This window comes from Aeromonas intestinalis (assembly GCF_054052485.1).
In genome coordinates this window covers 347775-372956 of sequence record NZ_JBSTYK010000002.1, presented here as the reverse complement: position 1 = coordinate 372956, position 25182 = coordinate 347775, and the positions used below count along the sequence as shown (strand labels likewise).

Genomic DNA, 25182 nt, shown 5'->3' with positions numbered 1-25182 from the left:
GCGCCAGTGCCAGCGACACGCTCCACTCCCCCGGAAAGGCAACGGCTTGGCGCGAACCTTCGCAGCGAAGCCACGTCCTCTTGGCCGGCATTCATTACCACCAGTGAATTTTGATATTCAATTAACGCCATTTAAGTGAACTAACTCACTCCCTAGACTGCTCATCGAACCTTAACGAGGAGTCCGGAATGAAACTCACCAACGTTGCTCTCTTGGCTGCGGCCATCGCCTCAGCAGTCTCTGTCAATGCCTTTGCCAACGATGTGGTCTCACTGAAATTCAGTGATGGCCGTGCCGAGGTAAAAGGCGTCGAAGCCGTCAATGCGGTGCTGAACCCCATCGGCGTCAACGTCATCACCATCGACATACCTGAAACGGCAAAACCGGTCCTTAACGCCGCGCAAACCCGCGCACTGACCAGCGCCGAACATGCTTTCTTGATCGAGGCATTCAATCTGGATCAGGCGCAGCTCCTTGAACAGGTGAAGCTCGCCGGCCGGAACCCCGCGGTGCAAGGCGGCGGGGTGCTGACGGAAGAAACCGGCTTTGGGCCCTATCCGAAGGTCTACGACATGATGGCACTGGACAAAAACACCCATAAAGCCGTGCTGGAAAAATACGGCCGCATGCATGTCAACTCCGCAGATGACGGCACCGATATCGATGAAGTGATGACGGTCGTCAACGGCGGGCCGTTCCGCTGGAACTTCATCTTGAAAGACGGCAGCATTGCCCGCTTCCAGGTGGAGAAGGTGAGCCTCAATGACAAAGCCGTACGGGTCAGCTATCACGGTCTTGGCATGCATGCCGGGATTATGGATGCCAAGCAAGGGCTGATTGTGGCCTACGGCCATGGTCCAAAAGAGTTCACCATGCGCTACCAGGCTGATGTGCCCCATGCCAACCTGCTCGGCACCAACCCCTGGCTCGATTTCAGCGGTGACTACCCCATCGCTCTGGACAAGGTGAATTAAGCATTCCCAATGCGCGTTGGCGGTAAGGCATCAGCCTTTACCGCCTTTTTTCTGCCCGCCTTTTAAACCAGCGCACGACCATGGCCCTGCCTCAAGCGCGCATGACTGCGTGGCGGGTCGCGTCACCATCACCAGGGAATAAGCATGAATATCGCTGTTATCGGCTCGGGCCGAATGGGCAACGCCTTGGCCCAACTCCTGAAAGAGCATCACCATGAGGTCGCGCTTGAGTGGACAATGATTGAAAATACGACATCATAATTCACTAAACATGCATTGAATCGAGGGTGACATGAACAAGATCACGGCACTGAACGTCTTTCGCCGCGTGGTGGAGATGGGCACCTTCAAGGCGGCGGCGGATGATCTGCAGCTGTCCCAGGCGGCAGTCAGCAAGAACATCAACGAACTCGAGGCCTTTCTCGGCATTGCGCTCATCAACCGCACCACCCGGCGGATGAGCGTGACCGAATCCGGCATGGCGTACTACGGCCAGATCTGCAGCGTATTGGACAATCTGGAGGCCGCCGATCAATCCATCATGGCCGCCTCCTTCACCCCCAGAGGCAGGCTCAGGGTCAGCGTCCCCATGTCCTATGGGCTGATCCGGATCAACCCGATCATCTGCGCGTTCCAGCGTCACTATCCGGCGATCAGCATCGAGGTGATCCTGAGTGACACCTATGTGGACCTGATTGACCAGGGGATCGACGTGGTGATCCGGGGGGGCAGCGCTCTGGACGACTCCACCATGCGCTCGAAACAGGTGTGTCAGGTGCAACGGGTCTTGTGCGCGTCGCCGGAGTACCTCGCCGGCGCAGGTGCTGTCACGCACCCCGACGATCTGACGGCGCACAACTGTCTGGTCTACAGCCTCTCCTCCTCCCCCCGCAAGTGGCTCTTCAACCGGGGGGATGAGCACCTGATGGTGGAACTCAAACCCGCCAGTTTTTCCGTCAACAACGGCATTGCCCTGAAGCAGGCGGCCATCGAGGGGTTGGGCGTCATACTGCTGCCTGAGGATTTTGTGGCAGCCGAGCTGGCATCCGGCGCCCTGGTGGAGCTGATGCCGGCGTGGCGGGCGGACAGTCATGCGCTGTTTGCCGTCTACCCCTTCCACAAGGAGCAGTCCCAGAAGGTACGGCTGTTCATCGATTTTATCGTGAAGTCCTTCCAGCCACGCTGAGCCTGATGATTGGCACTACTCGCCGATGGCCCGCTTATCTTTGGATGCCTGCACCTGCAGCAGTATGGTTGCCAGTACACCACCGTGCTGATGAGGTAGACCAGCAAGGTGCCGGCCCGGATCTTGTCCCGGAACAGGAAGATGCTGACCAGGGCGATCAGGAAAGGCACCAGGGTATAGAGGGTGCCGGTGTTGAGGGTGGTCGTGGTTTTCAACGCCTTGAACATGATGAGAAAGAAGGCGGCATAGAAGAAGCTGATGATGAACCCCTTGGGCAACACCCGGATGAAGGTCTGCCGCCGCACCTCGCTGAGCCCCACAAAGGGGGCCAGCAGCAGCGCAGCCAGGCTGAAGCCATCAAGGCGAGCGAAGTGGGATCGACCATCGTCGACAGCGCCTGCGCCGAGATAAAGGAGCCGACGATGATGACAGTGCTGACGAGCAACAACAGATGGTACTTGAGGTGGGGCATGGACACGCCTGACAACCGGGACACCCCGGCAATGAACGGTTCAGGCAGTGATTGTCGATGGGCATTTAGTTTACTGAAATAGCAGCAAAGTGATTTCATAATTCACCAATGGTGAACTAGCCGTGTCGCCAAGGTCGCGGCCTCCTTGCCCCGGCCCCGCCATCAACCCGCAGCGCATTCTGTCGGACACTCGCCCAGGGATCCCTCCTCCTCTATCCCAGCGCCATCGGGTGGCGCAGACTCACGCCAGTTTGGAGAGCAGGTTAGCCCCAAGATCAGCGTTGCCAGCAGCACAACAGATCCATCCGCCCCGGCTGATCGCTCGCTAGCGGCGCCACCAATGCTCCCCCGGGTGGGGGGACAAGAGTGACAATGGTTCCCCCATCATGGGGGTCGTCAGCGAGATCTGCCGCTCGCGGGCCAGACGGCTGATCTGCTCAAGGGGATCGTCCCAGCGGTGCATCGCCAGATCGAAGGTGCCGTTGTGGATAGGGTAAAGCCACTTGCCCCGCAGATCTTCAAACGCCTGCGCCGTCTGCGCCGGCAACATGTGCACGTATTCCCAGCGCGGACTGTAGGCCCCCGTCTCCACGAAGGCCACGTCAAAGGGACCGAAGCGTTCACCTATGGTCTTGAAGCCGTCGAAGTAACCGCTGTCGCCGCTGAAGAAGAGATTGACCCGCTCGCTTCTGATCACCCAGGACGCCCACAGGGTCTGGTTGCCATCTCCCAGCCCCCGGCCGGAGAAGTGCTGGGCCGGGGTGGCGATCAGTGCCACGTCCCCGACGCGGATCTCCTGCCACCAGTCCAGCTCCTTCACCTTCTCCTTGGGCACGCCCCAGGCAATGAGCCGGGCCCCGACCCCGAGCGGGGTGATGAACTGCCCCACCTTGTCGCTCAGCGCCAGCATGGTGCCGTGATCGAGATGGTCGTAATGATCATGGGAGAGGATCACCGCTTCGATGGGGGGCAACGCCGCCAAGGCGATAGGGGGCGCATGCCAGCGCTTGGGACCGAACCAGGAGACGGGCGAGGCACGCTCGCCGAACACCGGATCCGTCAGCCAGAATTTGCCGGCGAGTTTGAACAACAGGCTGGAATGACCCAGTCGCCAGACGCTGTCATCGGGCGCCGCCATCAGCTCTGCGGGCGTCATGGCGACCACCGGGATGGCCCGATCCGGCACAGTGTCCGCCGGCTTGTTGAACAAAAAATCCCGCCACAGCCCCACCCCTTCCCAGAATCCCCGTGAAGGAGTGGGCACCCCGTTGCCAAAGTGCCCCTCCCGGTACTGGGCCGAGTCCGTATAGGCAGGCAACCCGGATTTGAACAGATACGACAACACACCCGCCATCATGACCCTGTCAGCAGTAACCCATATCCCCAACCCCGACGTCGCCGGGGCTTGCTTGCATCAACCGATGATGAGCGCATCCATTCCTCGCCAGCCGCCTCGATGGCAGCACTATAAAGGGAGAGCATATCCCTGACCAGATGAAGAGAAGATGTATGAGTGACAACCAGAAGATGCGAATTGCCCCATGGCCTTGCGTGTACACAGGGCAGACCCGGCGCCCCTGTGATGATGTTTTATCCACTCGCCGCCTGCCACGCCCCATTGAGGGTCTGTATCGACAAACGGGTCGGCAATACAGGGTGCCCTGCCCGTTTATCGGCTGCGCAAAACCGTATTGACGCCAGGCGTGGCATTGGCGGCATCACCCATTGGCGTTTTTTCAATTATTCACCGGGAGCGGATCACACCCGGCACTGACTCAACCAGAGGCGAAGCTCCCCGAAGCGATGCCTGATGAAAGAGGCCCGACCATTATAAATTCCGTTGCCTTCTCAAATACAAATGGTAATGATTCTCACCCCAATCAAGAAAGACCCCTAGAAGGCTATAACAAGATGTTTCGTCGCCCCATAGTCCAGCTGATGCTGCTGGCCCAATTAACCCTAGTCAGCTGGATGGCACAGGCTGCAAACCCGGTGGAAGTAGAAGATGTCATGGGCCGCAAAGTGTCGCTCACCTTGCCCGCAAAGCGCATCGTACTCGGCTTCTACCCCGAAGATTACCTGGCGGTGGCGGGTGAGGGTGGAGCCGATCGTCTGGTTGGCATGTCCCTTGGCTGGTTTGTCAAATCACGCCCCGCCACCTGGGCACTCTACCTGGCGAGTCAGCCTCAGCTGGCCAAGGTGCCGGATCTGGGCACGGTGCAAGAGCAAACCTTTTCCATCGAGAAAACCCTGGCCGTCAAACCTGACGTCGTGGTGCTGGCGAAGTGGCAATATGAAGCGTTGGTGGCCGATCTGCCACGTCTGGAGCAAGCTGGCATCCCGGTAGTGGTCATCGACTACAACGCCCAGACCCTGGCTCATCACATGGCGAGCACTCTGCTGCTTGGACAGCTGACCGGCCAGAATGAGCGCGCCGCCAAGATGGCCGAGGAGTACAAAGCCAGGATAGAAACCATTACCACCCGCCTCGCCAAGGCGAAGCGCCATGCCCCCCGCATCTACATCGAACTGGGTGACAAGGGACCGGCCGAATACAGCTATACCTTTGGCAAGGACATGTGGGGGGCGATGGCCGTGCTCACCGGGGGTGACAACGTCGCGGCACCCTTTGTTGAACGCTGGGGTCAGCTCCATCCCGAGCAGTTGCTGGCCAGCAAGCCCGAGGTCATTCTCATATCTGGTTACGAAAACGTGACCAGTCAACAGGCGATGCAGATAGGCCAGGACATCTCGGCCAAGACAGCTCGTGATCGTCTGCAAGGCTTTGCCAATCGACCGGGCTGGAGCAATCTGCCCGCCGTGCAGCAAGGTCGCCTCTATGGTGTCTATCACGGGGCCACTCGCAGCATCATGGATGCGGCTCTCATCGAATTCATGGCCAAGGCACTCTATCCGGATCTCTTTGAAGACCTCGACCCACAAGCCACCTATCTCAACTTCTATCGTACCTACCTGCCGATCCGGCCCCAGGGCACCTTCATGCTGGGCATCAACCCGGCCAAATAACGCTGAGTTCTGAACCAGAGATTGCGCTGGCTCGTTCCCTCACATTGGCCAGGCACCTGCAGACCAATGAGAGGACCCGCTGACGACGCCCACGCTCGCCGGCCATAACAACAATCACACGGAGTTTGCACGCAGCATGAATGTGTTATCCAGATATACCAGCCTGGCGCTGGTGAGCCTGAGCGGCCTCTTTGGCACCGCCCAGGCGAAGGTTGAAACCCTGACCGATGTATTGGGACGGGAAGTCCAGGTCGATTTACCTGCCAAGCGAGTGGTACTGGCCTTCTACTTTGAAGACTACCTTGCGATTGGTGGCGATCAGGCGTTTGATCGGGTCGTCGGGATCTCCCGCGAAGCCTGGGAAGGGTGGCGTCCCGCCAACTGGTCCCTGTTCACCGCCCAGCGCCCCTCACTGAAACAGATTGCGGACGTCGGTGAAGTCGAGGTGCAGACCTTCTCGGTTGAGAAGGTGCTCGCACTCAAACCCGATGTCGTCGTCCTCGCGGATTGGCAGTACAAGGGACTCGGCCCTGATGTTGAACGCCTGGAGCAAGCCGGCCTGCCGGTGGTCGTCGTTGACTACAACATGGAGCTGCCCGCCAACCACCATGCCAGCACCCTGTTGCTGGGCAAGATTGCAGGCCAAGAACCACGCGCCCGCCAGCTGGCTGACGAGTACCAGCACGCCATCGATGACATACAAAACCGGATCGCCAAGGCCAAGCTGCCCAAACCCACTTTCTACGTGGAATTCGGCAATAAAGGACCGGCCGAGTATGGTTTCAGCTATGGCAAGGGGATGTGGGGTCCGTTGGGTCAGCTAGCCGGGGGGGAGAACATCGCCGCCCCATTCGTCGAGTGGTATGGCCCGATGAACCCGGAGAAGGTGCTGGCGGCCAAGCCCGATGTCGTCTTCCTCACGGGGACCGAGTCCACCAACAACCCGACAGCCATGCTGTTGGGCCAGGGAGTCAAGCCGGAAGTGGCCCGTGAGCGGCTGCTCGCCTTCACTCAGCGCAGCGGCTGGGCCAACTTGCCTGCGGTACAGCAGCAGCGCGTCTACGGGATCTATCAGGGTGCCTCACGGACCGTGCTGGACTACACCATGGTCCAGTTCATGGCCAAGGCGCTCTACCCGGCCCTCTTCAAAGATCTGGATCCGGTCGCCAACTACCTCGACTTCTACCGTCGCTATCTGCCGGTCAAGGCTGAAGGCACCTTCGCCATCGGCCTCTAACCTTTCATGGGCGCTCTTTTATGAGAGCGCCTTTTCAGGATCCCCATCATGAATGATTTGGCTGCGCTGCAGCAGACTCTCGCCCGTCAACGCAAACGGGAGCGCCGTCGTTGGCACTGGCTGCTGTTGCTGACACTGACCCTCTGTCTCACGCTCATCCTCGATATTGCCACCGGCCCTTCGTTGCTCGCCCTGCAGGATGTCATAGATGCCCTGCTCTCGCCCGCACAGGCTGATCCCATGACCCTCACCATCGTCTATGACATGCGCCTGCCCATTGCCCTGATGGCGCTGGTTGTGGGCGCCTCTCTTGGCCTTGGCGGGGTACAGATGCAGACCTTGCTCGATAACCCGCTCGCCAGCCCCTATACCCTGGGCCTGGCCGCGGCGGCCGGGCTTGGCGCCGCGTTGGCACTCTATACCGGTGGCCTTGGGCTATCCCCCCTCATCGCGATCCCGGTGGGTGCCTTCATCCTGTGCATGCTTGCTGCCAGCCTGCTGTTTGGCCTTGCCATGATGCGCCATGTCAGCAGCCAGACCCTGATCCTCGCGGGCATCGCGCTGCTGTTTCTGTTCCAGTCCTTACTGTCACTGCTGCAGTTTCTCTCCTCCCCGGAGTTGAACCAGCAGATCCTGTTCTGGTTATTCGGCAGCCTGATGCGCACGACCTGGGATGCCCTTCTCATTACCGCCGCCGTCACCCTACTGTGTACCGTGCTCATCTACCGGGATGCCTGGGCGCTGACCAGCCTGCGTCTCGGGGAGGACAGGGCCCGCAGCTTGGGCGTCAACGTGGACAGACTGCGCCTCAAGACGCTGGTGCTGGTTGCCCTGCTCACAGCGACCGCCACCAGCTTCGTGGGGGTCATCGGTTTTGTCGGGTTGGTCGCCCCCCATATCGCCCGCATGCTGGTCGGTGAAGATCAACGCTTCCTGATCCCACTTTCCGCCCTGTGTGGAGCCTGCATGCTGTCGGCCGCCTCGGTACTCTCCAAGTCCATCATTCCCGGTGCGTTGTTTCCCATCGGTATCGTCACGGCGCTCATCGGTGTGCCCTTCTTCATCTGGCTGATCCTCGGTAAGGGGCGTAAACGTGCTTGAGATATCCCGCCTCTCTCTCTCCATTGGCCAGCAGACACTGCTGCGAGAGCTTGATCTGACGCTACTGCCGGGCCATGTTCACGTGATCATTGGCCCCAATGGCACGGGCAAGACCTCGCTACTGCGTGCCCTGTTTGGCGAGCTGACCCCCACCCGCGGTGACATTCACCTTGCCGGGCAGAGCCTCTCGCAGATGACCATTGCCAAGTGGCGCCAGCAATTTGGCTATATGCCTCAGAACATTCAGCTGGAACTGGATCTCAGCGTCATCGAGGTCGTGGTGCTGGGGCGGCTTGACAGCCTATCCATGCGGCTAGCCGATGAGGATATCCTGGCCGCTGGCCGCGCCCTGCAGGCACTCGGCATCGCGCATCTGGCCGATCGCCCCCTCTACTCGTTGAGTGGTGGCCAACGGCAGATGGTGCTGTTTGCCCAGGTGCTGCTGCGGGATCCCCGCATCATGATGCTGGATGAGCCGGTCAGCGCCCTTGACCTGCACCACCAGATGCAATTGATGGAGCACCTCTGCCAGCAGACTCGCGCCCAACAATGGATCACCCTGGTTGTGCTGCACGATCTCAATCTCGCCGCCCAGTTTGCCGATCAACTGATCGTGCTGGCTGGCGGTGACTTGCAAGCCTTCGGCCCCCCGGCCGAGGTACTGGATGCCCCCTTGATTGAACGTCTGTATCAGGTGCCGGTTGAGGTGATCCACGATCACAACGGCACCCCTTTCCTGCGAACATTACGGAAACAACGCTGATGAAAAGCCTGTTCATGACCACGATGGCCAGTCTGTGCCTCCTCCTCTCCCACAGTGCCCATGGGGCCGAACATCGGGTGCGCATGCTCAATCAGGAAGGCGATGTCCAGCCAGCATTCGTGCACGCGCAGGTGGGGGATACGGTACGCTTTGAACCGACCCAAAGCGGGCATTATGTCCGTTCACTCGCCACACCAGAGAAGGCCGAGGCCTGGCAAAGCAAACTGGATAAGCCATTCACGCTGACCCTGACTCAGGAGGGACTCTATTTCTACATGTGCCCTCCCCATCTGATGATGGGCATGGTCGGGCTCATCCAGGTTGGCAACCCCGTCAATAAAGCGGTAGTCAGCAAACAGATGCTGGCAAACAAGGGGCGCATATACAGCAACAGTGCCCGCATTGACTCACTGTTCACCCAGGTGAAATAGACATGAGTCGAGCATCCTACTGGCAAGATTGGCAAACCATGAGTCCTGCTGCCCGGCTGCTCATCACCAACGGCCTGGCATTCAACCTCGGTTTCTACATGATGATGCCATTCCTGGCCCAACACATGGGGGCAGGCCTCGGCCTGGCTGGCTGGGCCTGCGGCCTTGTCATGGGGATGCGGGTCTTCAGCCAGCAGGGGTTGTTTTTAGTGGGCGGGACGCTTGGGGATCGTATCGGTTATCACCCCGCTATCGTCTGGGGTTGCTTGCTGCGCTCCCTTGGCTTCGTGCTACTCGGTTTTGCCGACTCCCTGCCCATACTGCTGCTGGCGGCGGCCTTAACCGGCTTTGCCGGGGCCCTGTTCACCCCCTGCGCTCAAGCTTATCTGGCCAGCGAGTGCACGACGCCTGAACAGCGGCAGCGTGCTTTTGCGCTACACAACCTGGCCAGCGAAGCGGGGATGCTGCTCGGCCCACTGCTCGGTCTGGCACTGACCCAGCAAAGTTATGGGCTGACGGGACTGCTGGCCGCAACCCTCTTCGCCCTGCTCGGCATATTGCAATACCGGGTGCTGCCCAAACGTCCGGTGGGCGCCCTTGCCCCTCGCAGCACCGTCCTTCGGCAGTGGGGCGCCATCGTACGCCAGCGCCCCTTTATCTCATTCACCCTGTTGGCCGGTGCCTATCAAATCCTTTTTCATCAACTTTATCTGGCCCTCCCTGCCTATATTCAGAGCCTGCCCGATGCCACTCATCTGCTCGGTACCGTCTTCACCCTGTCCGCGGTGATCGGTGTCATGTTCCAATTACCCGCCTCCCGTCTGGTGGAGCGCAAACTGGGTGTACCGTTGGCCATGGGGTTGGGGGTCGGTTTGATGGGGGCAAGCTATCTGGCCTTGCCACTCCTGGGCCCTTGGCCGATCTCGGCGGTCTTGTTGCAAGTCACCTTGCTCTCTGTTGGGTCCATTCTCTGCTTCCCGCTCTTCGCGGCTCAACTCCCCCGTTATGCGCCGCCAGAACAGCTGGCCAGCTACTACGGCTTTTACGCCAGCGCAGGAGGCTGCATGGCACTCTTTGGGAATCTGCTAATCGGCTTCATGCTGGGTGATGCCGGAACCCGTCCCCCTCTCGCGATCTGGGGTCTGCTAGGAGTGGTGGGAATGGTCGCAGGAGTCGGGCTATATCTGCATCTGCAGACACGACAAAAGGGGGAGCGATGTGTTGCGAGTCAGTAGCAGCGGACTCTCGGCGGCAAGTTAAACGGCAGGATAGCGCCTGCAGGTACTGGTTGATGATGGCCGAATTCTTGTCGGCGTTCAGCAACCCTCCTTGAACTTGACCACCTCCCCTTTGCCATCGTCGACAATCGGTCTATCCCCCACCCCACGACCGCGATAAAAGGGCCTATATCGTTCTTTCGGTTACTGATCGCTGTCGAGGTTCAAGAGAGGGCCTGCCCTTTCTGATAGCCGTCACTCAATACCGACAGGCGTGGAGCAAGCGATTTGGCCGTTCGAGCCACCGATTTGGTGTGCTCTTGCTTTGCAGGCCCCTCTGGGACACCAACAGGCGGCACGGTAGACGTCGGTCTTGACCGCACACAGGTATGCAACTGGGCGACCTTGTGGCGGGCACAAAGTTTGTCGCGGGTACGCAGGGATTGTTTGATCTCTTTACGACGACCACAGGGGAGCGTGGTGACTTTCCGGTAATACCAGATGCCGTGGGGACTGAGCCAGAGATTCATTGCGAGCGCTCCTGTCGTCCACATAAAGTGGATGACCAGACGGCTCAAGAGGGCTAACTTATTGAATTGCAGAAACGAGTGGTGGCCCTACCAGCCACATCCCGGCACTCGAGTCCCCCACCTTGGCTGCTACCTTCCGGTAAGGAAATCAAATACTTAGGCCACTTCTACTTGCTTCGCACTACTGTCTCGTTTGGAGAGGTAATCCACATTAGGTGGATAGGCTACATCTGCCAAGAAAAGTCAATCATACGAATTCCCCTCCCGCAGCTCAACCCCCGGAAATTTTTATGGGCTGTGAATCGATTTTACCTTCCTGAACCAAGCCTTTTCGGGGCACGGGAAATAATCCGGTGAGGCTTGGTCAAAGCCCACCCCGAAAGTACCATTTAGGGGTACACAAGGTCGGCTTGTGTAGCTGCTGATTTTTAAATGAGCGTGATTATGAAAACCCTGTTCCTCTCCATCATTGGCCTCATCGCCGCAACCCTGCTGTTCGACCAACTCGGCACCATGCTCGCAATGATAGTTGTGTTCGCCCTAGCCGTCCGAGGCGCTGCCCGCTGGATTGAACGTATGATTCGCGTCTCCCGCGGGGAAGGCTGACTCGCCAGCAACGTCCGCACCGTAGATGTAGACGGCACCCCGATGTTCATCGCCAAGGATGTAGCCGAGGCGCTGGGGTACAGCAATACGAAGGACGCAGTAATCCGGCACTGTAAGAAAGCGGTTCCAGTTGGAGGGGGTCGTGAAACGCGACCCCTTGACCCGCAGACCAAGGTAATCCCGGAGTCCGACGTGTACCGCCTCGTGTTCGGTTCTAACCTCCCGTCCGCCGAAGAGTTCCAAGACTGGGTGATGGAGACTGTGCTCCCTATGGAATACTCGCCACCCCCTTCCGGTCAGCAGGGACAACCCCTGCCAGCACTGAGCTGGGATTGTGCTTGATGAACTCAGCAACCAGCCTCTCGGCTAGGGGCTGCGGGAGCCTGTTTCTAGCCTGCTTCTTGGTTGGAGGGGTTACTGGCTGCATGACTCCCTCCCGTCCAATCTATCGTCCAGCTCCTGACACAGCTCCTTGACGTAGACCTCCAGCTCCTTGATGTATCTCTCCAGCCGGGCCAGTTCCTCCGATGCCTGAACCACTATGTACTCCAGCTCCCGCCGTGGGAGCTTCTTCGCTGTCTGTGCGCTCAGCAAACTCATAGCGTTGTGCTCCTAGTGAGTCCATATGTAGATGAAGCTGCCCAGCAGCTCCACCAGTTGGAGGGCGGCCAGTGACCAGACAGCAGGAACGATGGTGTTTTGATACGTCATGTTTTACCCCTCTGCTGTTGTTTCACCTGCTGTTGCCTAAGCCAATCGACCACCGCCCGCTGCCCTGCTTTGTATTGCAGGTCGTCGAGGACTGCCCCCGGCTTGATGACAGGGGCAGGGAATACCCGGTCGAGCTGGTCAATGACGGCCTTGAGGGGTGAGCCGTGGGAGATGTGCAAATCTGGATAGTCGAGAGGCTGGGTCGGGGCAGCCGCCAAAGGTTCGGACGCCAGAACTTTTGATGGCACCTCCTGCCGGGTAAACAGGACCACCAGCGCGGCCCATACCTTGCGAAGCCAGCCCATTACACACGAGCCTTCAACGACTGGATGATGTTACCGGGCGGCGGGGTCGGCTGACTGGTTCGACGGTATACCCCGGCGGCCATGCTGTGTCTAAGCACGGCGGCCATTCGGTCTTCAAAGCGAGCCGAGTACCATCCTTCGCTTTGGGCGTGCTGGCTGATTTGGGCAACCTCACGGGAGTTGTGCAGGTCGATAATGTGGCCGTTGTTGATATCGGCGGCCATGTTCTGGATTTCTTGGTTCATGAGATTTCCTCTGGGGGTGTTGGGGTATGACCCGGCCCCAGAATTGGGGCCAGGGTGATTGCGTGATGGGGGCGGTAAAACGCCGCGCCCTTGATGGTTACTTCTTCTGCTTCTCCGGGATGCTCGGCTGTACCAGCTTGCGCAGCTCAGTAAGCTCCTTCTCTTGACGGGCAGAGGTCACGGCGTTTACGAAGTTGCCGACCGATTCTGCAGACAGGCGGGCCAGCGCGGCCTTGCCACTACGGAGGCGCGCTTCAAGGTTGCGCTTGATGGAGTCGTAAGCACGGGCTCCCGGCTCTTGCTCGGCTGACTTGAGTACGTCCGGCCCCCACGCTTCCAGTTCGGACACGATGGCCTTCGCGGTAACCAGCGCCGCCCTGTAAGCGGATGCTCGTGACTCGCCACTGGCAGCCATGAGCCCACGGCGAATCTCCGGCAGGACAGCCGACATGTGGCGGAGACGGGCCGCCTCGCTCTGAATGTGCACGGCGGGGATGTCGGATGCCCGCAGCAGGTCGGAGACGGACTTGCCACCGAACGGGGCCCGGGAATCGGACATGTTCGGGATGCTGGCAGTAGCCACCGGACGCTTACCCAACTTCGCCAGTTCCAGCTCTGTTCCGGCCAGTTGGTCGTACAGCTCTTGGACTTGATACCCGGGCATCCCCGGCTTGATGATACCGCGACCTTCGACGGACGAAGCGATGGCATCAGCTTGCAGGGCCGGGGGTACGGGAGCGTGGGTCAAGGTGCTGCCGTTCTGGGTGGGCATGACACCGTGCCAGTTGCCGTTGAAGTTGCCGTTCACGGGCAGAATGTCGGCAGGCAGTTCACGACTGTGAGGATTCATAAGGTCAGACATAGGGACTCCAGAGGGTAAAGGTGAGAATGAGTGAGACGGTGAGCAGGGTCACTAGCGACCCCCTCGGTAGAAGTCACCGGGCTTGCTGGCCTTCGCCTCTTCAAGGGCTCGGGTACTCACCGTCCATGACGGAGAAGCACGGAGAGCCGGGTCAAAGAAGCTGACGTAATGCGTCACTCGGTTGGCGTGACCGGGGGACTTACGCAAATCCTCGTAGCTCTTACCGGATACCATAGCGGTGACGGTCTGATGTGCCGGACGTTTGCCTGTACGAGCTTCCAGCAGGGAGCAAATCGCATACGTGGTCAGGCCAAGATGACTCAGAGCACAAGCGAGGGCAGTGTCATCGAAGCCGAAGCGACGGCCAATCTTGTGACCCATGGGGAAGCTGGGCGACTTAGGCGAGCGGGTCCGCTTCTGTTTCATGACGACTTCACCACGGGCATGTAGTGAGTTCAGCTCGGCTGCCAGTTGGTCTAGCTGCTCTTGGTCAGGGCGACCGTAGACGGGCAAGTCCTTGGCTGGGACAGAGTGCTTGCTCGGCGGGGCATACTGGATATCGGAGGGGACGCCATAGGCGTGAGTGGCTTTCATGATGAATCCTTGAATGTTGTGATGCTCGGTCGCGAGCGCAGGGGAGCCCCGGAGGGGCGAGTCTCCCAAGCTCGATATAAAGGGGGTGGATGATGGAGTGGAAGGTGTCATCCGTGCACCGTCTGAACAGTGCCTGATTCGATGCGCTACCCGCCGATGTGGCGGGCTGTGCGGGAGGTGTTGGGAGAATGGGGCGAGGGAGCAGCAGAATCCCACCTGCCACCCCATCGTCTTACCCGTAGGTCATCACTGACCGTCTTTCACCTTCACAACTATCTACGCACGGTAAGGCAATCCCCATGGAGGAACATCCAACTAGCCCCTAGGGCATGTCGAACCCACTAGCTAGATGCTCCTCCATGGAGACTGCATGAGAATAATTTGATGCTGTAGAAGTCATCGGGGTACAGAGCGGCAGTAGCGGCAGTACAGAGAGGGAGAGGCAGTAGCGGGGGGCGGTCGTGGGGGTGACCCCACTCCCTTTATATACTATCGGACTAATTCCGAAGCGGGGACGAACACGGGGCAGAGGTCATCTGCCAGCCAGATACCAGACTCAGAAGCCCAGCCAATGACAGCCCCCTTCTGGATGACGGGACGATACTCCCTCCCCTTCAAAGTGACAACGGGCAGTAGCGCATCTACCGCTATGGTGGATAGCGGAGATTCTGATTGGTCATCTCCTTTATATACTATCGGACTAATTCCTAGCTCAGCCATCTCCTTTATATACTATCGGACTAATTCCTAGCTCAGCCATCTCCTGCTTATTCAGCTCATTGAGGATGAACTTACAGGCGAGGATACCGTTCGCCACGTAGCGGGATGCTGTTGACTTCTGCAACCCGGTCAGCTCCATGACGATAGCGGTACTGATGACCGGGAGCATGATTACCTTCCGCATCCAGAACGGAGACAGCTTGTGTGCTGTGCCCTTGGCGTCATTCCATACCAAAGCACCACTGATGATGTCATCCAGCCAGACAGGCAGACCCTGTACTTCTGGTGCATCGTCTTCTTGCATGGCAGACCTATCCAGACCGACAGCCATCAAGTGGGCAATCCGCTCAGGGGCTAGGTTCTGGTATACGGTAGCCGGACGACCTGCCTTCTTGGTCGGGACAATCGGAGCGGGAATATACGCAGCGGCTTGCAGCTTCCGAGCAGTACGGCGGGCCTTCGGGTATCCAGTCAGGTAGGCAGGTTTATGCGTTGGTCGTCGCCATGCTGCCAGATGCTCCCCAGCTTCAACCGAGGTGCAGCCGCGCATGGCATCCATCACGTTATTGACACCAGCGAGGTTAATGTCTCGGGCATCACGGGTATTAGCAATCACAGTCATAGAATCCAGCCTCCAAATCAGCCTCAAACATCCAGAGGGATATAAGCTCTGCGTCTGTCAGTTCTGCATGGGAGGGGAGGATTAGGGGGTTGGGGTTGGTGTTGCTGGTGTTGCTGGTGTTGCTGGTGTTGCTGATTTGCATAGGTACTCCTTCATCTGTGTGAGGTGATACCTGATGCCTGAACTGGGAACACCATACTAGGTGCTCTATGTCTTCGTGTAGGCCGACATTATCCAGAGCACTGGTAATGCAGGGTTTACTATTCTTGTAGGGGCCTAATATTCCCAGATACAACAAAGGCCCCGAAGGGCCTCCTGTCACTACCTCATGCTTTCAACTACTCCCGCAACTCCTTTTTGATTCGGTACACGGTAGCCACACCACACCCCGCCAGTTTCGCTAGCTCATCGTTTGACATGCCGGGATACTGCGTCATCAGCTCCGCCACCTTCTCCCGTGTGGCAGCAACTTTCGTCCTGCCCTTGTAGACCCCCGCCTCCTTGGCAATGGCGATACCTTGGGCCTGCCTCTCCCTGATACCAGCCAACTCCATCTCTGCCACTGCACCCAGCAGCGTGACGATTAGCTTGCCCATGGGAGAGTTGTCCACCGTGTGGCCTAGCTGGGTGATGTGAACCTTCACGCCCTTACTGGTGAAGTCGTCGAGCAGAGTCAGCAAGTCCTTCACATTGCGGGCTAGGCGGTCGATAGAGAGCACCGTCACGGTATCCCCTACCCTGACCTTACCGAGCAGCCGCTGCAACTCAGGGCGGGCTACAGTCCCGCCGCTCGCCTTGTCTGCGAACACTTCATCGAACTGCCCCGCCTCTAGCTGCTGGCGGTCGTCGTTCTGGCCGGAGGTCGATACTCGGGTATATAGGAAGTTCATCATCTCAGCTCATTATCAATAGGGAGGGCGCTAACGATAAACTATCATCAAGGTCAATATCAACACATATTGATAGCTGACAGCCTACCCCTCCCTTACTATCACTCAGCTATACCGTGATGATAGGTGGTTGATAGCATAGAACCGCTGAAATCTCAGCTGCATTGCTGGGAGGCAGAAGCACATAAGAGGCTCGGCGTCTGGTGATGTTCTGCTGACCTACTGGTCGCACCAGCCACGTTCAGCTTCCGTCCAGCGAGCGATTCAGGATTCGTTCAGCGTGACGCTCCGAGTAAGAGGGTGAAGACCGCGAGCTTTTCATTCTCGTACTCACACGGAGAGGGTGCATGGGGGGATTTCGTGGCGGTCCGGGTCGAGGTGACCCCACGGAAAATTGTGTCGTGAAAAGTCATCCACACTGTGAGCAGGCGGGCCAGCCGGACGATGGGGCTTGGGGGGAAATCAAGAGGTAGGGCCCGGACACAGTCTGACCCCCAGACAAAATTGTGTCGTGAAAGTTGATTTCACCCTGCCTCACCCGCCCAGAGCCGCCTCCAGCGCAAGTTCAATTGCATCCCGCAGCCTCTCAACGGCTACCCCTCCCCCGTAGCGGTCATAGCTGATGGCACCGTTCGTGTGGCCGAGTATCGCCGCCGCGTATTGCAACGGCACCCCGCTAGCCTTCAAGGCAGATGCGACTGTGTGCCGGAGGCTGTGGAAGTCCTTCTCAACCGGGCGGTGTCTGCTGAACTGCTGGCCCCACAAGTGGCTGTAGCAGTCGTTCCTGTGTGGTAGTTCGGTGAACAGCCGACCACCAGCCCTGCTCTTGCAGAAGTCGAGGAAGCCAGCCGCTAGCAAAGCTGAATGCAGCGGGACAAGCCGTGCGCTGTTACTGGTCTTGAGTTTCTGGTCTGGCCTTCCGGCCCGGATATTCAAGCACCATACGCCATCCACCTGCTGCACATCATCGGCATAGAGCTGGCAGAGTTCATTCGCTCGGGCACCAGTGAACATACCCAGCAACGACAGCCACTTGCGGTGGCCCTCCTGCTGATACGCCCACCTGAGAAACGTCTGGCGCTCTGCTGGGGTGTAGCTGCTGCGGGTGTTGACCTCCTTCACTCGTTGGAGTCTAAGGCCGGAGAAATGATTAGTGATGCCCTCATGGTGCAGCTCTAGCCACGCGAACAAGAGGGAGAGTTTCTGGATGTATTTGTTGATGGTGGTCGGAGACTTACCAGAGGCCAGCAAGCCATCCTTGAAGCGCACCACGTCAGCCTTGCTGTAGTCGGCAGCGGGTTTATCACCTGCTTCCTTGATGAAATAGGCGATGTAGCTCTTCTGGTTCCGGCGTTCAGTAGGAGCCCAAGACAGGGCCTTTTCCTTCTGGTAGCGGTCACTCGTTATCGAGAGGGGGTCAGCCTTCTTCTTCGGGGCTGGGGGTGTAGCTGGTACGGGGGAATGTTGAGATGCAGGTGCAATCCCACGGGAGCGGGAGCAGGCAAGCAGTAGCGCCACCTTTTCGTGGGCCAGTCGCTTGTCGCGGGTGCATAGGGACCGCTTCATATCCTTGCGTTTGCCGCACGGGAGAATCGTTACCTTGCGGTAGTACCAAACACCAAGAGGGGAAAGCCAGAGGTTCATAGTGCGCTCCTGCTATCCACATCAGGTGGATTACCAAGAGGCCAAAGAGAGGTAAGTTACTGAACTGTCGTCTAAACCATAAGTTGACATAACACACAACCATAAATCAGTAACTTACTTGAGTTTTATAACCTATAAGTTGACATAAAAATAACCCATAAGCTGACATAATAATGTACCGTCAACTCCTATCCCCCCTTATCAGGTTGTAATTTTACTACAAAAAAACAATTCAGGATTCACAACAAGTATTTGGCAGCTTCAGTTTTAATGAATCACCTTCCTCTTAAACCATGTTCTGGATCAATCAAGTCTCTTCTTGCTTTTGTCAAAAACATCTCAAAAACACCATATATATGGATAAAACAAAAAATAAATGCTATATATTGTGGTTGCAATGGCAAACCCTAGCGTTCAACAGACTCATAATTTGTAATGATCATGGATGTCTCACAGAGGAGATTGAAGTGGAAAAACTAGAGAAGCCTAACCCCGCAAATGGGCGCTATAACACCAATGAAGAGACGAAGCGGATCGTCTGGATACAGTCTGCTGGACATTGTGAGCTATGTGGCAATGATCTTACGCACGACTATCGCGTAGGCAAACCCATGAAGTGGGGTGAGGTTGCCCATGTATTGCCAGCTAGCCCAAAGGGTCCGAGGGGACGTAAGGATCATGACGAAGCAAAAGCACAGGCGCTCACAAATGACTCTGCCAATCTGATGCTCCTGTGCCCTAGCTGTCATGACAAGATTGACCGTGACGCAGATGGCTACCCAGAGGAAGACTTAAGTGGCCTTCACCAAGCATACTTGGACCGCATTAGGCTCGCAGCTACGACACCCAATGGTGGTCGGGCCATACCCGTGATCGTGCTGAGTCAGCACTTCGCAACGACTAATGACATCCACACTCGCGACTTATTGGTTGCAATGTCTTCCGAAGGATTAACGGCAATTGATCACCCAATTAGGATCACGTTTCCAGCACCAGGACCTCGTGGTAGGGATGTATTTTACTGGCAAAATATCAAGGACAGCATCCTGCACGACTTGGAACAGCAGCTAAGACGCCGTGGAGGTATATATAGCGACACGCCTGCGATTGCCGTTGTGGGTGTAGCCGATATTCCTGCGCTGATGCTACTGGGGCAGACCATAGGAGACCGTTCCAAGCGCCTACTTTTTTCCTTCAATCGCGAGTATCAACTTCGTTGGCCCGATCAGTCAGCTGATCCGCCGGAGTATCTGTTTGCTTCCCCACCAGATGGCGATGCCCCACTGGCACTGGTCCTATCCATATCCGCACAAGTCCCCCACCGCGATGTAAACGATGCCTTACCTGGTGCGCGCATCGCAGAGCTGACTATCCCTGAGCCCAGTTATATGATGGTCCAGAACCGTCGTGTGATTCATGCGTTCCGCAACGCACTCCAGATACGCTTGAGCCAACTCGAGGCCATGACAGCGAGTACGATCCATGTGTTCCCAGCAATTCCAGCTGCACTAGCGATCGAGTTTGGTGCCTTGCTCACTACGCAACATCAGCATCAGTACCTGATCTTTGATCGCGATAAAGACAGCCAAAACAAGTTCAAGCCAACACTAAATTTGGGTCTCCAGGCCCAGGAGGCCCAGTAATGTCCATGAGTAATGAACAAACTAAACGCGACAGTTGGCAGCACTTCCTGCTTCGTGCAGCAAGAGAGATCTCACTGTCGGAACCGCAGTACAGCAAGATCAACGAACGCTACTCTCAGCTACAAAAGATACTCTCTGCTTCTGACAATCCCCTATTGGCTGAGGCACATATCTTTGTTCAAGGCTCCATTCGGTTACAGACAACCATCAAACCCGTCTCTGGTGCCTTCGCAGATATGAACACCATCGACGCTGATGCAATCATCTGGCTACCTCATGCACAAGGGGTTGATGCGAATGAGGTCTTGGAGGCTATCGAAGCGAGGTTCAAAGAGGGTAGCCGCGTCCAGGAAGATATCCAGCCGTTGCGTCGTGGTATCCGGATTGTCTACGCCGATGAGAGCCCTGGTTTTCATATCGATGTCACACCAGCGCGCGCCATAAATGGAAATGTCGAAGAGAATGGTGAGGGTAAGTTAGAGGTCCCAGACCGAGTAACTGGTTGGAAAGCAAGTAGTCCCATTCCCTACTCCAACTGGCTACAGGCAGCGTCTACCCAACAGATAGTCGCCATGGATAGTCTCGCACTCAACAAGAGTGAACGCATCTTTGAGGCAGCAACGCAGGATCCTTTGCCGACCTATCAGGACTACCTAGACCAAGATCCACTTCGTGCGACTATCAAACTGCTGAAGCGACATCGCGATGAATGGGCCATTCGGACCAAAAATGAGGATTTTCGCCCTATTTCAGCCGTAATCACGACACTTGCCACCCATGCCTATCTTGATGTGGTGCAAGAGTCCAAGTCGAAGCCGCTACGACCGCTGGATGCTATCCTAGAAATTGTTCGCAGAATGCCGCAATACATCAAATACCAAGCTAATGATTATCTAGTTTGTAATCCAAAAGATAACGGTGAGAACTTTGCCGAGAAGTGGAACAGGCCTCTTGAAGGAGAACGCTACCGCCAGGCTTTTTATGCATGGCACTTGAGCGCGAGTATGTCGGTAGCTCTGGGGCTGGAGAGTTTCGACTCTGCAAATGACTTTGCCAAGGAGGTGAAAGAAAACTTCGGTATGGGACTGACGTTCATCACAGAGGTGAACAACGAAATCCCGGCTAATTGGACGATGCCGGGTCGTTTAAATGGGACCACACGAAACACAATATCGATAGGGGCAATCTTTGGAGGAACAACCGCTTCTGAGAGTTCGCAGGCGAGTGTAAAGCCGGTTGAACGCCTTGGTTAAATATGCTGATACGCCTCTGCAGCGCGGAATCGCTGCCCTGCAGAGCATTTTGGGCGAGGATGCTGCTGCTACTCTACTTCAGCCCGCGCCTAGGCGGGGAGGAGAAGTCGCAAGCTTTTACTTCCCCCTACCAGTCGATTACACAGGACTAGAACGGCGCCTGCGTATCGGTTTTCCCTCTAACTTCCCGCAAGGGCTATTACAGTTACATGTCGAGCCCTCACCATGGCTGGTCTGGCCGCATGCGATGAAATCAGGGCTGTGCCTGCATGGTTTTCAGCAGCGCCCTATTACGGGGTCTCCTGAACTAGTCGTTAGGGACAGCTTGGCACGCTTAGCCAAGATTGTATCCCTAGCTAGCATGGGTGCGAGTAAAGAAAGGCGTGATGCCGAGTTCCAAAGTGAAATCACCTCATACTGGTCCATGCAGCTTGGTCATTCTCTGCAGAATCTCATCCTATTGGATCGGCCCCAAGTAGCATCTGAGCTTTTCGCCCTCAGCGATCCACGCAAAGCTGTACCATCTGGGCGAGAAACGGTTTGGTTAGCGACTGAGACGTCTGTACTTAGGAGACACTACAAGCGCGTAGTCGGACGATCCGCAACGATCCGTGCTGCCGAGATCCCCGGATTCTACGTTAAGCTGCGGAGCCATCCGAACATACGCATTCCAGCCCCAGGGCACTTATTACCATGGCTTACACCTCACCTAGATCCAGACGATGCCAAGCAGTTGCTCTCCTGGTTTGGAGAGCGCGGTTCGCTAACCAGTCGATGGATTGCCCTGGAGCTTCCAGGGGGTACAAATGCTCCGATCTACTGTCTCAATGTCCGCTCCTATGGCGCATCGTTAGATCGGGGGGCAAGATTCAACTTGCGTACTGCGCGCCGACGACCGGTCATGGCGGTTACTCATCCCCCCGAGCTCATCCGCTCGACTACTCTGAACGTGCTTGATCGGACGGCAATTTTGTCTCGTGACCTAAGCGGTGCAACAAAAAATCTTGAAAATACTCGCGTAGTTTGTATCGGCGCAGGCTCTCTGGGCGGGGCGGTGGCACTGCAGCTGGCTCGATCAGGCGTCGGTCATTTGACGATAATTGATTACGACACGCTGATATCAGCCAACCTTGGTAGACATGTTCTGGGAACGGATGACCTAGGAAGAGCAAAGGCCGAAGCACTCCGAGAAAAAATCCGCAGGGATCTACCTAGCATCGAAGTCACTACATATACCACCTTCGCCGAATATGTGTTTTATGCGAACCCCGATGTGTTCGAAAAAGCTGATCTGGTTGTATTGACCACTGCGGATTGGCAGTCAGAAGTCACATTCTGGCAAGCCAAGTCAGAAGGCACGTCCTGGGGATTGCTCCAGGCTTGGAGCGAACCCCACACACAGGTAGGACACGTCCTACTTGCCCCCACAGGAGCTTTTGATGCTAGGCACTTGTTCAGAGAAAACGGTGATTTCAGGCATAAGTTCACCGAGTGGCCAGGGGGAGGTATCGTTGCGCTTCCAGGCTGTGGGGAGAGTTTCATTCCTGGTGGGTCGATGGGAATGATGAACATCGCCTCTATGGTGTCGCAGACGGCCATACGCACCTTGACCGGCAATGTCGGGGACGCAACGTGGATAAGCAGCATTAACAGGCCTAAAGACATCGCGGCTCTGGGTGGATACTACCTTGGCCCTGAATTGCCAGAAGGGATGCTGCAAGCTCAGTTGGAGCGCGAATGGCCGAAACAAACGGAAGAAAATGAATGACAGATATCGCATGGCGATGGAGATGGTTCGGGGTTGATTCGGAGCTCTTGGTGTCCCAAGCTGTCGCGAAGGAACTAGATAGCAACCGGCAGCAGAGGTGGGATGTCGAACGTGGGGGGCAGTTATTCGTGAACCCAATTAACCCAGCAGGATTACTGCTTGCCATGGCTACTCCTCCTCACCGCAACGACCGCGCAGGCAGATCCTGGCTGGAACTGGACGCGGGACGCTGCCGACAGGAGATTGAGAGTGCCAATGCACAAGGACTACGTCTGGTGGGATACTGGCATACGCACCCCCAGACCATACCTGCAATTTCACTTACTGATATTGAAAGCTTCTCTAGGTTTGCTGCGCACCATATACAGGATTTGCCACATCCAATCGCCATCATTGTCGGTACATCCTCTAAGCCCGAAGGGATAAAGGCTTGGTCATTTAGGGGCGGTAAGTATGTCGAAGCTGCCTGGACTAGGTGAGTATCTAAGCACCAGGTCAGTATTTACCTCTATCCGCCAGCATCAGCGCAAAGAGCTCAGCCTGGAAGCGGGCATCATCCAATGCGTTGTGATTTGGCGCACTGCGTGGTTTGAACGTAGCAGCCATTTGGGAGGACTTGGTCTCCTTCCAACGACAGCAGGTAGCTCCCATGAAGTAGGCTTTTATATCGATTGCAGTGAACCCAAAGGGATTTCTTCCCAAGTATTTGTGGAAGTAGTAGTTGATAAACGACCAGTCAAAAGGTGCATTAAGACCTACGAACACCACATTCTGCCCAGGTAAACAGATCGAACTTAACCATTGCTCAAGAGTGCGCATTGCCTCTTGCGGAGAGAGTCCATCGCGTTCCAACGTCTCCAGATTTAGGCCGGACACTGCCACGGCTTCAGGGTCGTGTGTCACACCATCAGGCCGAAGTTCGAGGTAGATGGACGTTGCAGGCTTGGTAACAAGACAAGCTCCGATGGAAAGTAAGCTGTACTCGCTAGGTATGGGTCCAGAGGTTTCGACATCAACTGAAACATAAAGCTCATCTTGCGTCATCACACATCCTTATCGTAATAGTATTTCGGTGTAAGTATTATTAGACGCATACCTTTACTCCATAATTGCTACATATTACTTAGTCAGGGAAATACTTGCCAAACCGCCTAGCTCGTTCACGGGCTCCGACACACTGCTCGCGATAGCAGTAACCATGCAGCGTAAGTGCTTCCGACTCAAGGAAGCAATATTTGCAAACCTTAGGTCCCTCCTCCACCGGCCCGGTCACAGCATCCATTCTTCGCTGTCCAGTAACCAACTGGTCCACCGCCCGCTGTATTTCTCCTTCATCCAAGCGCCTACGTTCAATGGCTTCCTTGCGCTTTTGTTCCATCCGCTCCCAGATGGCTTCATTCCGCTGCTTGCGCTCTGCCATCTGACGCCGTTCCTCCTCTTCTTGCTGCTGGCGGGCTAACCGTAACATCGCCTCCCGCTGCTGTCGTCGCTCCTGTGCCAGTTTCTGTTCGCGCTCACGTCGGGCTTGGCGCTCAGGCTCCCGTGCCTCCTCTTCTCTCCACACCCGTAATCGCTCCTCCTCCCTCACCCGTTGTTCGGCCTGGCAGCGTTCCCTCTCATCTGCTTCGTATTGCAAGCGACTGCGCTTCAGTTCTGCCGCTGGATGAAACTGCCAGTGCAGACACTTCGGATTGGTACTGAGTATGTGGAACATCCAAGACGTGGTATCCATGCCGTCAGGGCGGTCCTTCCGAAATAGATGTTCGGCAAAGGTGCGATACACCACCGAAAGAATGCCTGTTTTAGGGTTGGCGCGGGTGTAATCATCCAGCCAATAGGGTTTATCCTGTGGCGATTCATCAGCAGCGGGGAAATCCAGTCCAAGCCGGTAGTCGTTCCGATCCTGCAAAGCATAGAGTGCCGTCGGTGCCAACTGCTGACTCTCCTGGGATGTACGGTACACTTTGATGTCGGGATGCGGCGCGGAGACTAGATGGCTGACTCGCTCGAACAAGATCTCGAAGGCAGGAGTATTGAGCAACTTGATGTCATCGAGCCGAGAGAGCAACATCAGGCGAATACTGGTGTAAAAGGCGTATTGGCAGGCTTCCTTGCTGGCGGTGTGATGCGCAAAATGATGTGCATTCACATCGGCTTTTCTGGCCACCAGACGGCCGTCACAGCTGGGGCACTTGCAGTTACAGGCTAGCCCTCGCTCTACCTCGTCAACTGACACCATTTCGCCGGTATCAATCCTGACCGCGAAGGGAATACGTATTTCTTGCCACATAGCGAGAACTCAACTACCCACTGGTTAAGGCAATTGCCTAGATAGCTCCATAATATCAAATCTTTGATTCAACGGGATCGGCACCGATTAG

General features: G+C 56.7%; 28 protein-coding genes and 1 pseudogene. 15 read left to right on the top strand and 14 right to left on the bottom strand.

Annotation, left to right across the window (positions count from 1 at the left end):
• The first annotated feature begins 188 nt into the window (after nt 1-188).
• From ACW5W7_RS03950 to ACW5W7_RS03940, 3 genes are all read left to right on the top strand, one after another.
• Nucleotides 189-974, top strand: a complete 786-nt coding sequence (locus ACW5W7_RS03950) for a hypothetical protein (RefSeq protein WP_456500830.1) — start codon at nt 189-191, stop codon at nt 972-974.
• Between the two features lie 144 nt (nt 975-1118).
• Entirely contained in the window at nt 1119-1235 is a 117-nt protein-coding gene (locus tag ACW5W7_RS03945; RefSeq protein WP_349922123.1) for an NAD(P)-binding domain-containing protein, read from the top strand.
• Nucleotides 1236-1266: 31 nt separating this feature from the next.
• Complete coding sequence (locus tag ACW5W7_RS03940) at nt 1267-2160, top strand: LysR family transcriptional regulator (protein WP_456500829.1); 894 nt, start codon at nt 1267-1269, stop codon at nt 2158-2160.
• Here the strand turns inward: ACW5W7_RS03940 and ACW5W7_RS03935 are convergent.
• Nucleotides 2082-2480, bottom strand: coding sequence for a hypothetical protein (locus ACW5W7_RS03935; RefSeq protein WP_456500828.1), 399 nt, complete (start codon nt 2478-2480; stop codon nt 2082-2084). The two genes, ACW5W7_RS03940 and ACW5W7_RS03935, sit on opposite strands and share 79 nt — an antisense overlap.
• Before the next feature lie 477 nt (nt 2481-2957).
• Nucleotides 2958-3977 carry an MBL fold metallo-hydrolase gene (locus ACW5W7_RS03930; protein WP_456500827.1) on the bottom strand — a complete coding sequence of 340 codons (1020 nt, stop codon included), beginning with the start codon at nt 3975-3977 and terminating at the stop codon, nt 2958-2960.
• 566 nt (nt 3978-4543) lie between these two features.
• On the opposite strand from ACW5W7_RS03930, the gene ACW5W7_RS03925 reads away from it, so the two are divergent.
• From ACW5W7_RS03925 to ACW5W7_RS03900, 6 genes are all read left to right on the top strand, one after another.
• Nucleotides 4544-5659 (top strand): ABC transporter substrate-binding protein, encoded by a 1116-nt coding sequence (locus tag ACW5W7_RS03925; RefSeq protein ID WP_434667885.1) that lies wholly within the window; start codon nt 4544-4546, stop codon nt 5657-5659.
• A 136-nt stretch (nt 5660-5795) separates the two neighbouring features.
• A complete protein-coding gene (locus ACW5W7_RS03920; protein WP_456500826.1) occupies nt 5796-6896 on the top strand; it encodes an ABC transporter substrate-binding protein in 1101 nt (366 codons plus the stop codon).
• 48 nt (nt 6897-6944) lie between these two features.
• Nucleotides 6945-7997, top strand: a complete 1053-nt coding sequence (locus ACW5W7_RS03915; RefSeq protein ID WP_456500825.1) for a FecCD family ABC transporter permease — start codon at nt 6945-6947, stop codon at nt 7995-7997.
• A complete protein-coding gene (locus tag ACW5W7_RS03910) occupies nt 7990-8760 on the top strand; it encodes an ABC transporter ATP-binding protein (protein ID WP_349922116.1) in 771 nt (256 codons plus the stop codon). Before ACW5W7_RS03915 ends, ACW5W7_RS03910 begins: the two co-directional genes overlap by 8 nt.
• Nucleotides 8760-9191: a plastocyanin/azurin family copper-binding protein gene (locus ACW5W7_RS03905; protein WP_456500824.1), complete on the top strand. Its 432-nt coding sequence runs from the start codon at nt 8760-8762 to the stop codon at nt 9189-9191. The genes ACW5W7_RS03910 and ACW5W7_RS03905 overlap by 1 nt, the downstream gene beginning before the upstream one ends.
• A 2-nt stretch (nt 9192-9193) precedes the next feature.
• The gene (locus ACW5W7_RS03900) at nt 9194-10426 is read left to right on the top strand and encodes an MFS transporter (protein ID WP_456500823.1); all 1233 of its coding nucleotides are present in this window, start codon (nt 9194-9196) and stop codon (nt 10424-10426) included.
• Nucleotides 10427-10632: 206 nt separating this feature from the next.
• Here ACW5W7_RS03900 and ACW5W7_RS03895 read toward each other — a convergent pair whose 3' ends face one another.
• The gene (locus ACW5W7_RS03895; protein WP_456500822.1) at nt 10633-10938 is read right to left on the bottom strand and encodes a hypothetical protein; all 306 of its coding nucleotides are present in this window, start codon (nt 10936-10938) and stop codon (nt 10633-10635) included.
• Between the two features lie 444 nt (nt 10939-11382).
• On the opposite strand from ACW5W7_RS03895, the gene ACW5W7_RS03890 reads away from it, so the two are divergent.
• Both ACW5W7_RS03890 and ACW5W7_RS03885 read left to right on the top strand, forming a co-directional pair.
• Nucleotides 11383-11544, top strand: coding sequence for a hypothetical protein (locus ACW5W7_RS03890; protein ID WP_456500821.1), 162 nt, complete (start codon nt 11383-11385; stop codon nt 11542-11544).
• Nucleotides 11545-11565: 21 nt separating this feature from the next.
• Nucleotides 11566-11886, top strand: a pseudogene (locus ACW5W7_RS03885) (BRO-N domain-containing protein); the annotation flags it as partial.
• Between the two features lie 72 nt (nt 11887-11958).
• Here the strand turns inward: ACW5W7_RS03885 and ACW5W7_RS03880 are convergent.
• The 9 genes from ACW5W7_RS03880 to ACW5W7_RS03840 form a co-directional block, all read right to left on the bottom strand.
• Nucleotides 11959-12144, bottom strand: coding sequence for a hypothetical protein (locus tag ACW5W7_RS03880; RefSeq protein ID WP_456500820.1), 186 nt, complete (start codon nt 12142-12144; stop codon nt 11959-11961).
• 107 nt (nt 12145-12251) lie between these two features.
• On the bottom strand, nt 12252-12560 hold the full coding sequence (locus ACW5W7_RS03875; RefSeq protein ID WP_456500819.1) for a hypothetical protein: 309 nt from the start codon (nt 12558-12560) through the stop codon (nt 12252-12254).
• Nucleotides 12560-12805, bottom strand: a complete 246-nt coding sequence (locus tag ACW5W7_RS03870) for a hypothetical protein (protein ID WP_456500818.1) — start codon at nt 12803-12805, stop codon at nt 12560-12562. Before ACW5W7_RS03870 ends, ACW5W7_RS03875 begins: the two co-directional genes overlap by 1 nt.
• Nucleotides 12806-12902: 97 nt before the next feature.
• Entirely contained in the window at nt 12903-13667 is a 765-nt protein-coding gene (locus tag ACW5W7_RS03865) for a hypothetical protein (RefSeq protein WP_456500817.1), read from the bottom strand.
• 51 nt (nt 13668-13718) lie between these two features.
• Nucleotides 13719-14261, bottom strand: coding sequence for a hypothetical protein (locus ACW5W7_RS03860; protein WP_456500816.1), 543 nt, complete (start codon nt 14259-14261; stop codon nt 13719-13721).
• 712 nt (nt 14262-14973) lie between these two features.
• A complete protein-coding gene (locus tag ACW5W7_RS03855) occupies nt 14974-15603 on the bottom strand; it encodes a hypothetical protein (RefSeq protein WP_456500815.1) in 630 nt (209 codons plus the stop codon).
• Nucleotides 15587-15745, bottom strand: coding sequence for a hypothetical protein (locus tag ACW5W7_RS03850; RefSeq protein ID WP_456500814.1), 159 nt, complete (start codon nt 15743-15745; stop codon nt 15587-15589). Before ACW5W7_RS03850 ends, ACW5W7_RS03855 begins: the two co-directional genes overlap by 17 nt.
• Nucleotides 15746-15941: 196 nt before the next feature.
• The gene (locus ACW5W7_RS03845) at nt 15942-16496 is read right to left on the bottom strand and encodes a recombinase family protein (RefSeq protein WP_456500813.1); all 555 of its coding nucleotides are present in this window, start codon (nt 16494-16496) and stop codon (nt 15942-15944) included.
• Nucleotides 16497-17027: 531 nt separating this feature from the next.
• Nucleotides 17028-18137 carry a tyrosine-type recombinase/integrase gene (locus tag ACW5W7_RS03840; protein ID WP_456500812.1) on the bottom strand — a complete coding sequence of 370 codons (1110 nt, stop codon included), beginning with the start codon at nt 18135-18137 and terminating at the stop codon, nt 17028-17030.
• A gap of 467 nt (nt 18138-18604) precedes the next feature.
• On the opposite strand from ACW5W7_RS03840, the gene ACW5W7_RS03835 reads away from it, so the two are divergent.
• The 4 genes from ACW5W7_RS03835 to ACW5W7_RS03820 all read left to right on the top strand — a co-directional run bounded on the left by ACW5W7_RS03835 (nt 18605) and on the right by ACW5W7_RS03820 (nt 23280).
• Entirely contained in the window at nt 18605-19780 is a 1176-nt protein-coding gene (locus tag ACW5W7_RS03835; RefSeq protein WP_103859306.1) for an HNH endonuclease, read from the top strand.
• A 5-nt stretch (nt 19781-19785) separates the two neighbouring features.
• Nucleotides 19786-21033, top strand: a complete 1248-nt coding sequence (locus ACW5W7_RS03830; RefSeq protein WP_456500811.1) for a nucleotidyltransferase domain-containing protein — start codon at nt 19786-19788, stop codon at nt 21031-21033.
• Nucleotides 21034-21934: 901 nt separating this feature from the next.
• A complete protein-coding gene (locus tag ACW5W7_RS03825; protein ID WP_219812704.1) occupies nt 21935-22801 on the top strand; it encodes a ThiF family adenylyltransferase in 867 nt (288 codons plus the stop codon).
• Complete coding sequence (locus tag ACW5W7_RS03820) at nt 22798-23280, top strand: Mov34/MPN/PAD-1 family protein (protein ID WP_103859303.1); 483 nt, start codon at nt 22798-22800, stop codon at nt 23278-23280. The genes ACW5W7_RS03825 and ACW5W7_RS03820 overlap by 4 nt, the downstream gene beginning before the upstream one ends.
• 16 nt (nt 23281-23296) lie before the next feature.
• On the opposite strand, the gene ACW5W7_RS03815 is transcribed toward ACW5W7_RS03820, so the two are convergent.
• Together ACW5W7_RS03815 and ACW5W7_RS03810 are read right to left on the bottom strand one after the other, a co-directional pair.
• Complete coding sequence (locus ACW5W7_RS03815) at nt 23297-23845, bottom strand: 3'-5' exonuclease (protein ID WP_103859304.1); 549 nt, start codon at nt 23843-23845, stop codon at nt 23297-23299.
• Between the two features lie 79 nt (nt 23846-23924).
• On the bottom strand, nt 23925-25091 hold the full coding sequence (locus tag ACW5W7_RS03810; RefSeq protein ID WP_279473648.1) for a competence protein CoiA family protein: 1167 nt from the start codon (nt 25089-25091) through the stop codon (nt 23925-23927).
• Nucleotides 25092-25182: the final 91 nt, after the last annotated feature.

Excerpts from the sequence above, each read along its gene's own strand:
- ACW5W7_RS03865 (WP_456500817.1), bottom strand. The coding sequence starts at position 13,667 with ATGTCTGACCTTATGAATCCTCACAGTCGTGAACTGCCTGCCGACATT.
- ACW5W7_RS03870 (WP_456500818.1), bottom strand. The coding sequence starts at position 12,805 with ATGAACCAAGAAATCCAGAACATGGCCGCCGATATCAACAACGGCCAC.
- ACW5W7_RS03820 (WP_103859303.1), top strand. The coding sequence starts at position 22,798 with ATGACAGATATCGCATGGCGATGGAGATGGTTCGGGGTTGATTCGGAG.
- ACW5W7_RS03895 (WP_456500822.1), bottom strand. The coding sequence starts at position 10,938 with ATGAATCTCTGGCTCAGTCCCCACGGCATCTGGTATTACCGGAAAGTC.
- ACW5W7_RS03900 (WP_456500823.1), top strand. The coding sequence starts at position 9,194 with ATGAGTCGAGCATCCTACTGGCAAGATTGGCAAACCATGAGTCCTGCT.
- ACW5W7_RS03855 (WP_456500815.1), bottom strand. The coding sequence starts at position 15,603 with ATGACTGTGATTGCTAATACCCGTGATGCCCGAGACATTAACCTCGCT.
- ACW5W7_RS03925 (WP_434667885.1), top strand. The coding sequence starts at position 4,544 with ATGTTTCGTCGCCCCATAGTCCAGCTGATGCTGCTGGCCCAATTAACC.
- ACW5W7_RS03920 (WP_456500826.1), top strand. The coding sequence starts at position 5,796 with ATGAATGTGTTATCCAGATATACCAGCCTGGCGCTGGTGAGCCTGAGC.
- ACW5W7_RS03850 (WP_456500814.1), bottom strand. The coding sequence starts at position 15,745 with ATGCAAATCAGCAACACCAGCAACACCAGCAACACCAGCAACACCAAC.
- ACW5W7_RS03815 (WP_103859304.1), bottom strand. The coding sequence starts at position 23,845 with ATGACGCAAGATGAGCTTTATGTTTCAGTTGATGTCGAAACCTCTGGA.
- ACW5W7_RS03860 (WP_456500816.1), bottom strand. The coding sequence starts at position 14,261 with ATGAAAGCCACTCACGCCTATGGCGTCCCCTCCGATATCCAGTATGCC.
- ACW5W7_RS03890 (WP_456500821.1), top strand. The coding sequence starts at position 11,383 with ATGAAAACCCTGTTCCTCTCCATCATTGGCCTCATCGCCGCAACCCTG.
- ACW5W7_RS03880 (WP_456500820.1), bottom strand. The coding sequence starts at position 12,144 with ATGAGTTTGCTGAGCGCACAGACAGCGAAGAAGCTCCCACGGCGGGAG.
- ACW5W7_RS03950 (WP_456500830.1), top strand. The coding sequence starts at position 189 with ATGAAACTCACCAACGTTGCTCTCTTGGCTGCGGCCATCGCCTCAGCA.
- ACW5W7_RS03840 (WP_456500812.1), bottom strand. The coding sequence starts at position 18,137 with ATGAACCTCTGGCTTTCCCCTCTTGGTGTTTGGTACTACCGCAAGGTA.
- ACW5W7_RS03875 (WP_456500819.1), bottom strand. The coding sequence starts at position 12,560 with ATGGGCTGGCTTCGCAAGGTATGGGCCGCGCTGGTGGTCCTGTTTACC.
- ACW5W7_RS03830 (WP_456500811.1), top strand. The coding sequence starts at position 19,786 with ATGAGTAATGAACAAACTAAACGCGACAGTTGGCAGCACTTCCTGCTT.
- ACW5W7_RS03945 (WP_349922123.1), top strand. The coding sequence starts at position 1,119 with ATGAATATCGCTGTTATCGGCTCGGGCCGAATGGGCAACGCCTTGGCC.
- ACW5W7_RS03915 (WP_456500825.1), top strand. The coding sequence starts at position 6,945 with ATGAATGATTTGGCTGCGCTGCAGCAGACTCTCGCCCGTCAACGCAAA.
- ACW5W7_RS03825 (WP_219812704.1), top strand. The coding sequence starts at position 21,935 with ATGGCGGTTACTCATCCCCCCGAGCTCATCCGCTCGACTACTCTGAAC.
- ACW5W7_RS03810 (WP_279473648.1), bottom strand. The coding sequence starts at position 25,091 with ATGTGGCAAGAAATACGTATTCCCTTCGCGGTCAGGATTGATACCGGC.
- ACW5W7_RS03940 (WP_456500829.1), top strand. The coding sequence starts at position 1,267 with ATGAACAAGATCACGGCACTGAACGTCTTTCGCCGCGTGGTGGAGATG.
- ACW5W7_RS03845 (WP_456500813.1), bottom strand. The coding sequence starts at position 16,496 with ATGATGAACTTCCTATATACCCGAGTATCGACCTCCGGCCAGAACGAC.
- ACW5W7_RS03905 (WP_456500824.1), top strand. The coding sequence starts at position 8,760 with ATGAAAAGCCTGTTCATGACCACGATGGCCAGTCTGTGCCTCCTCCTC.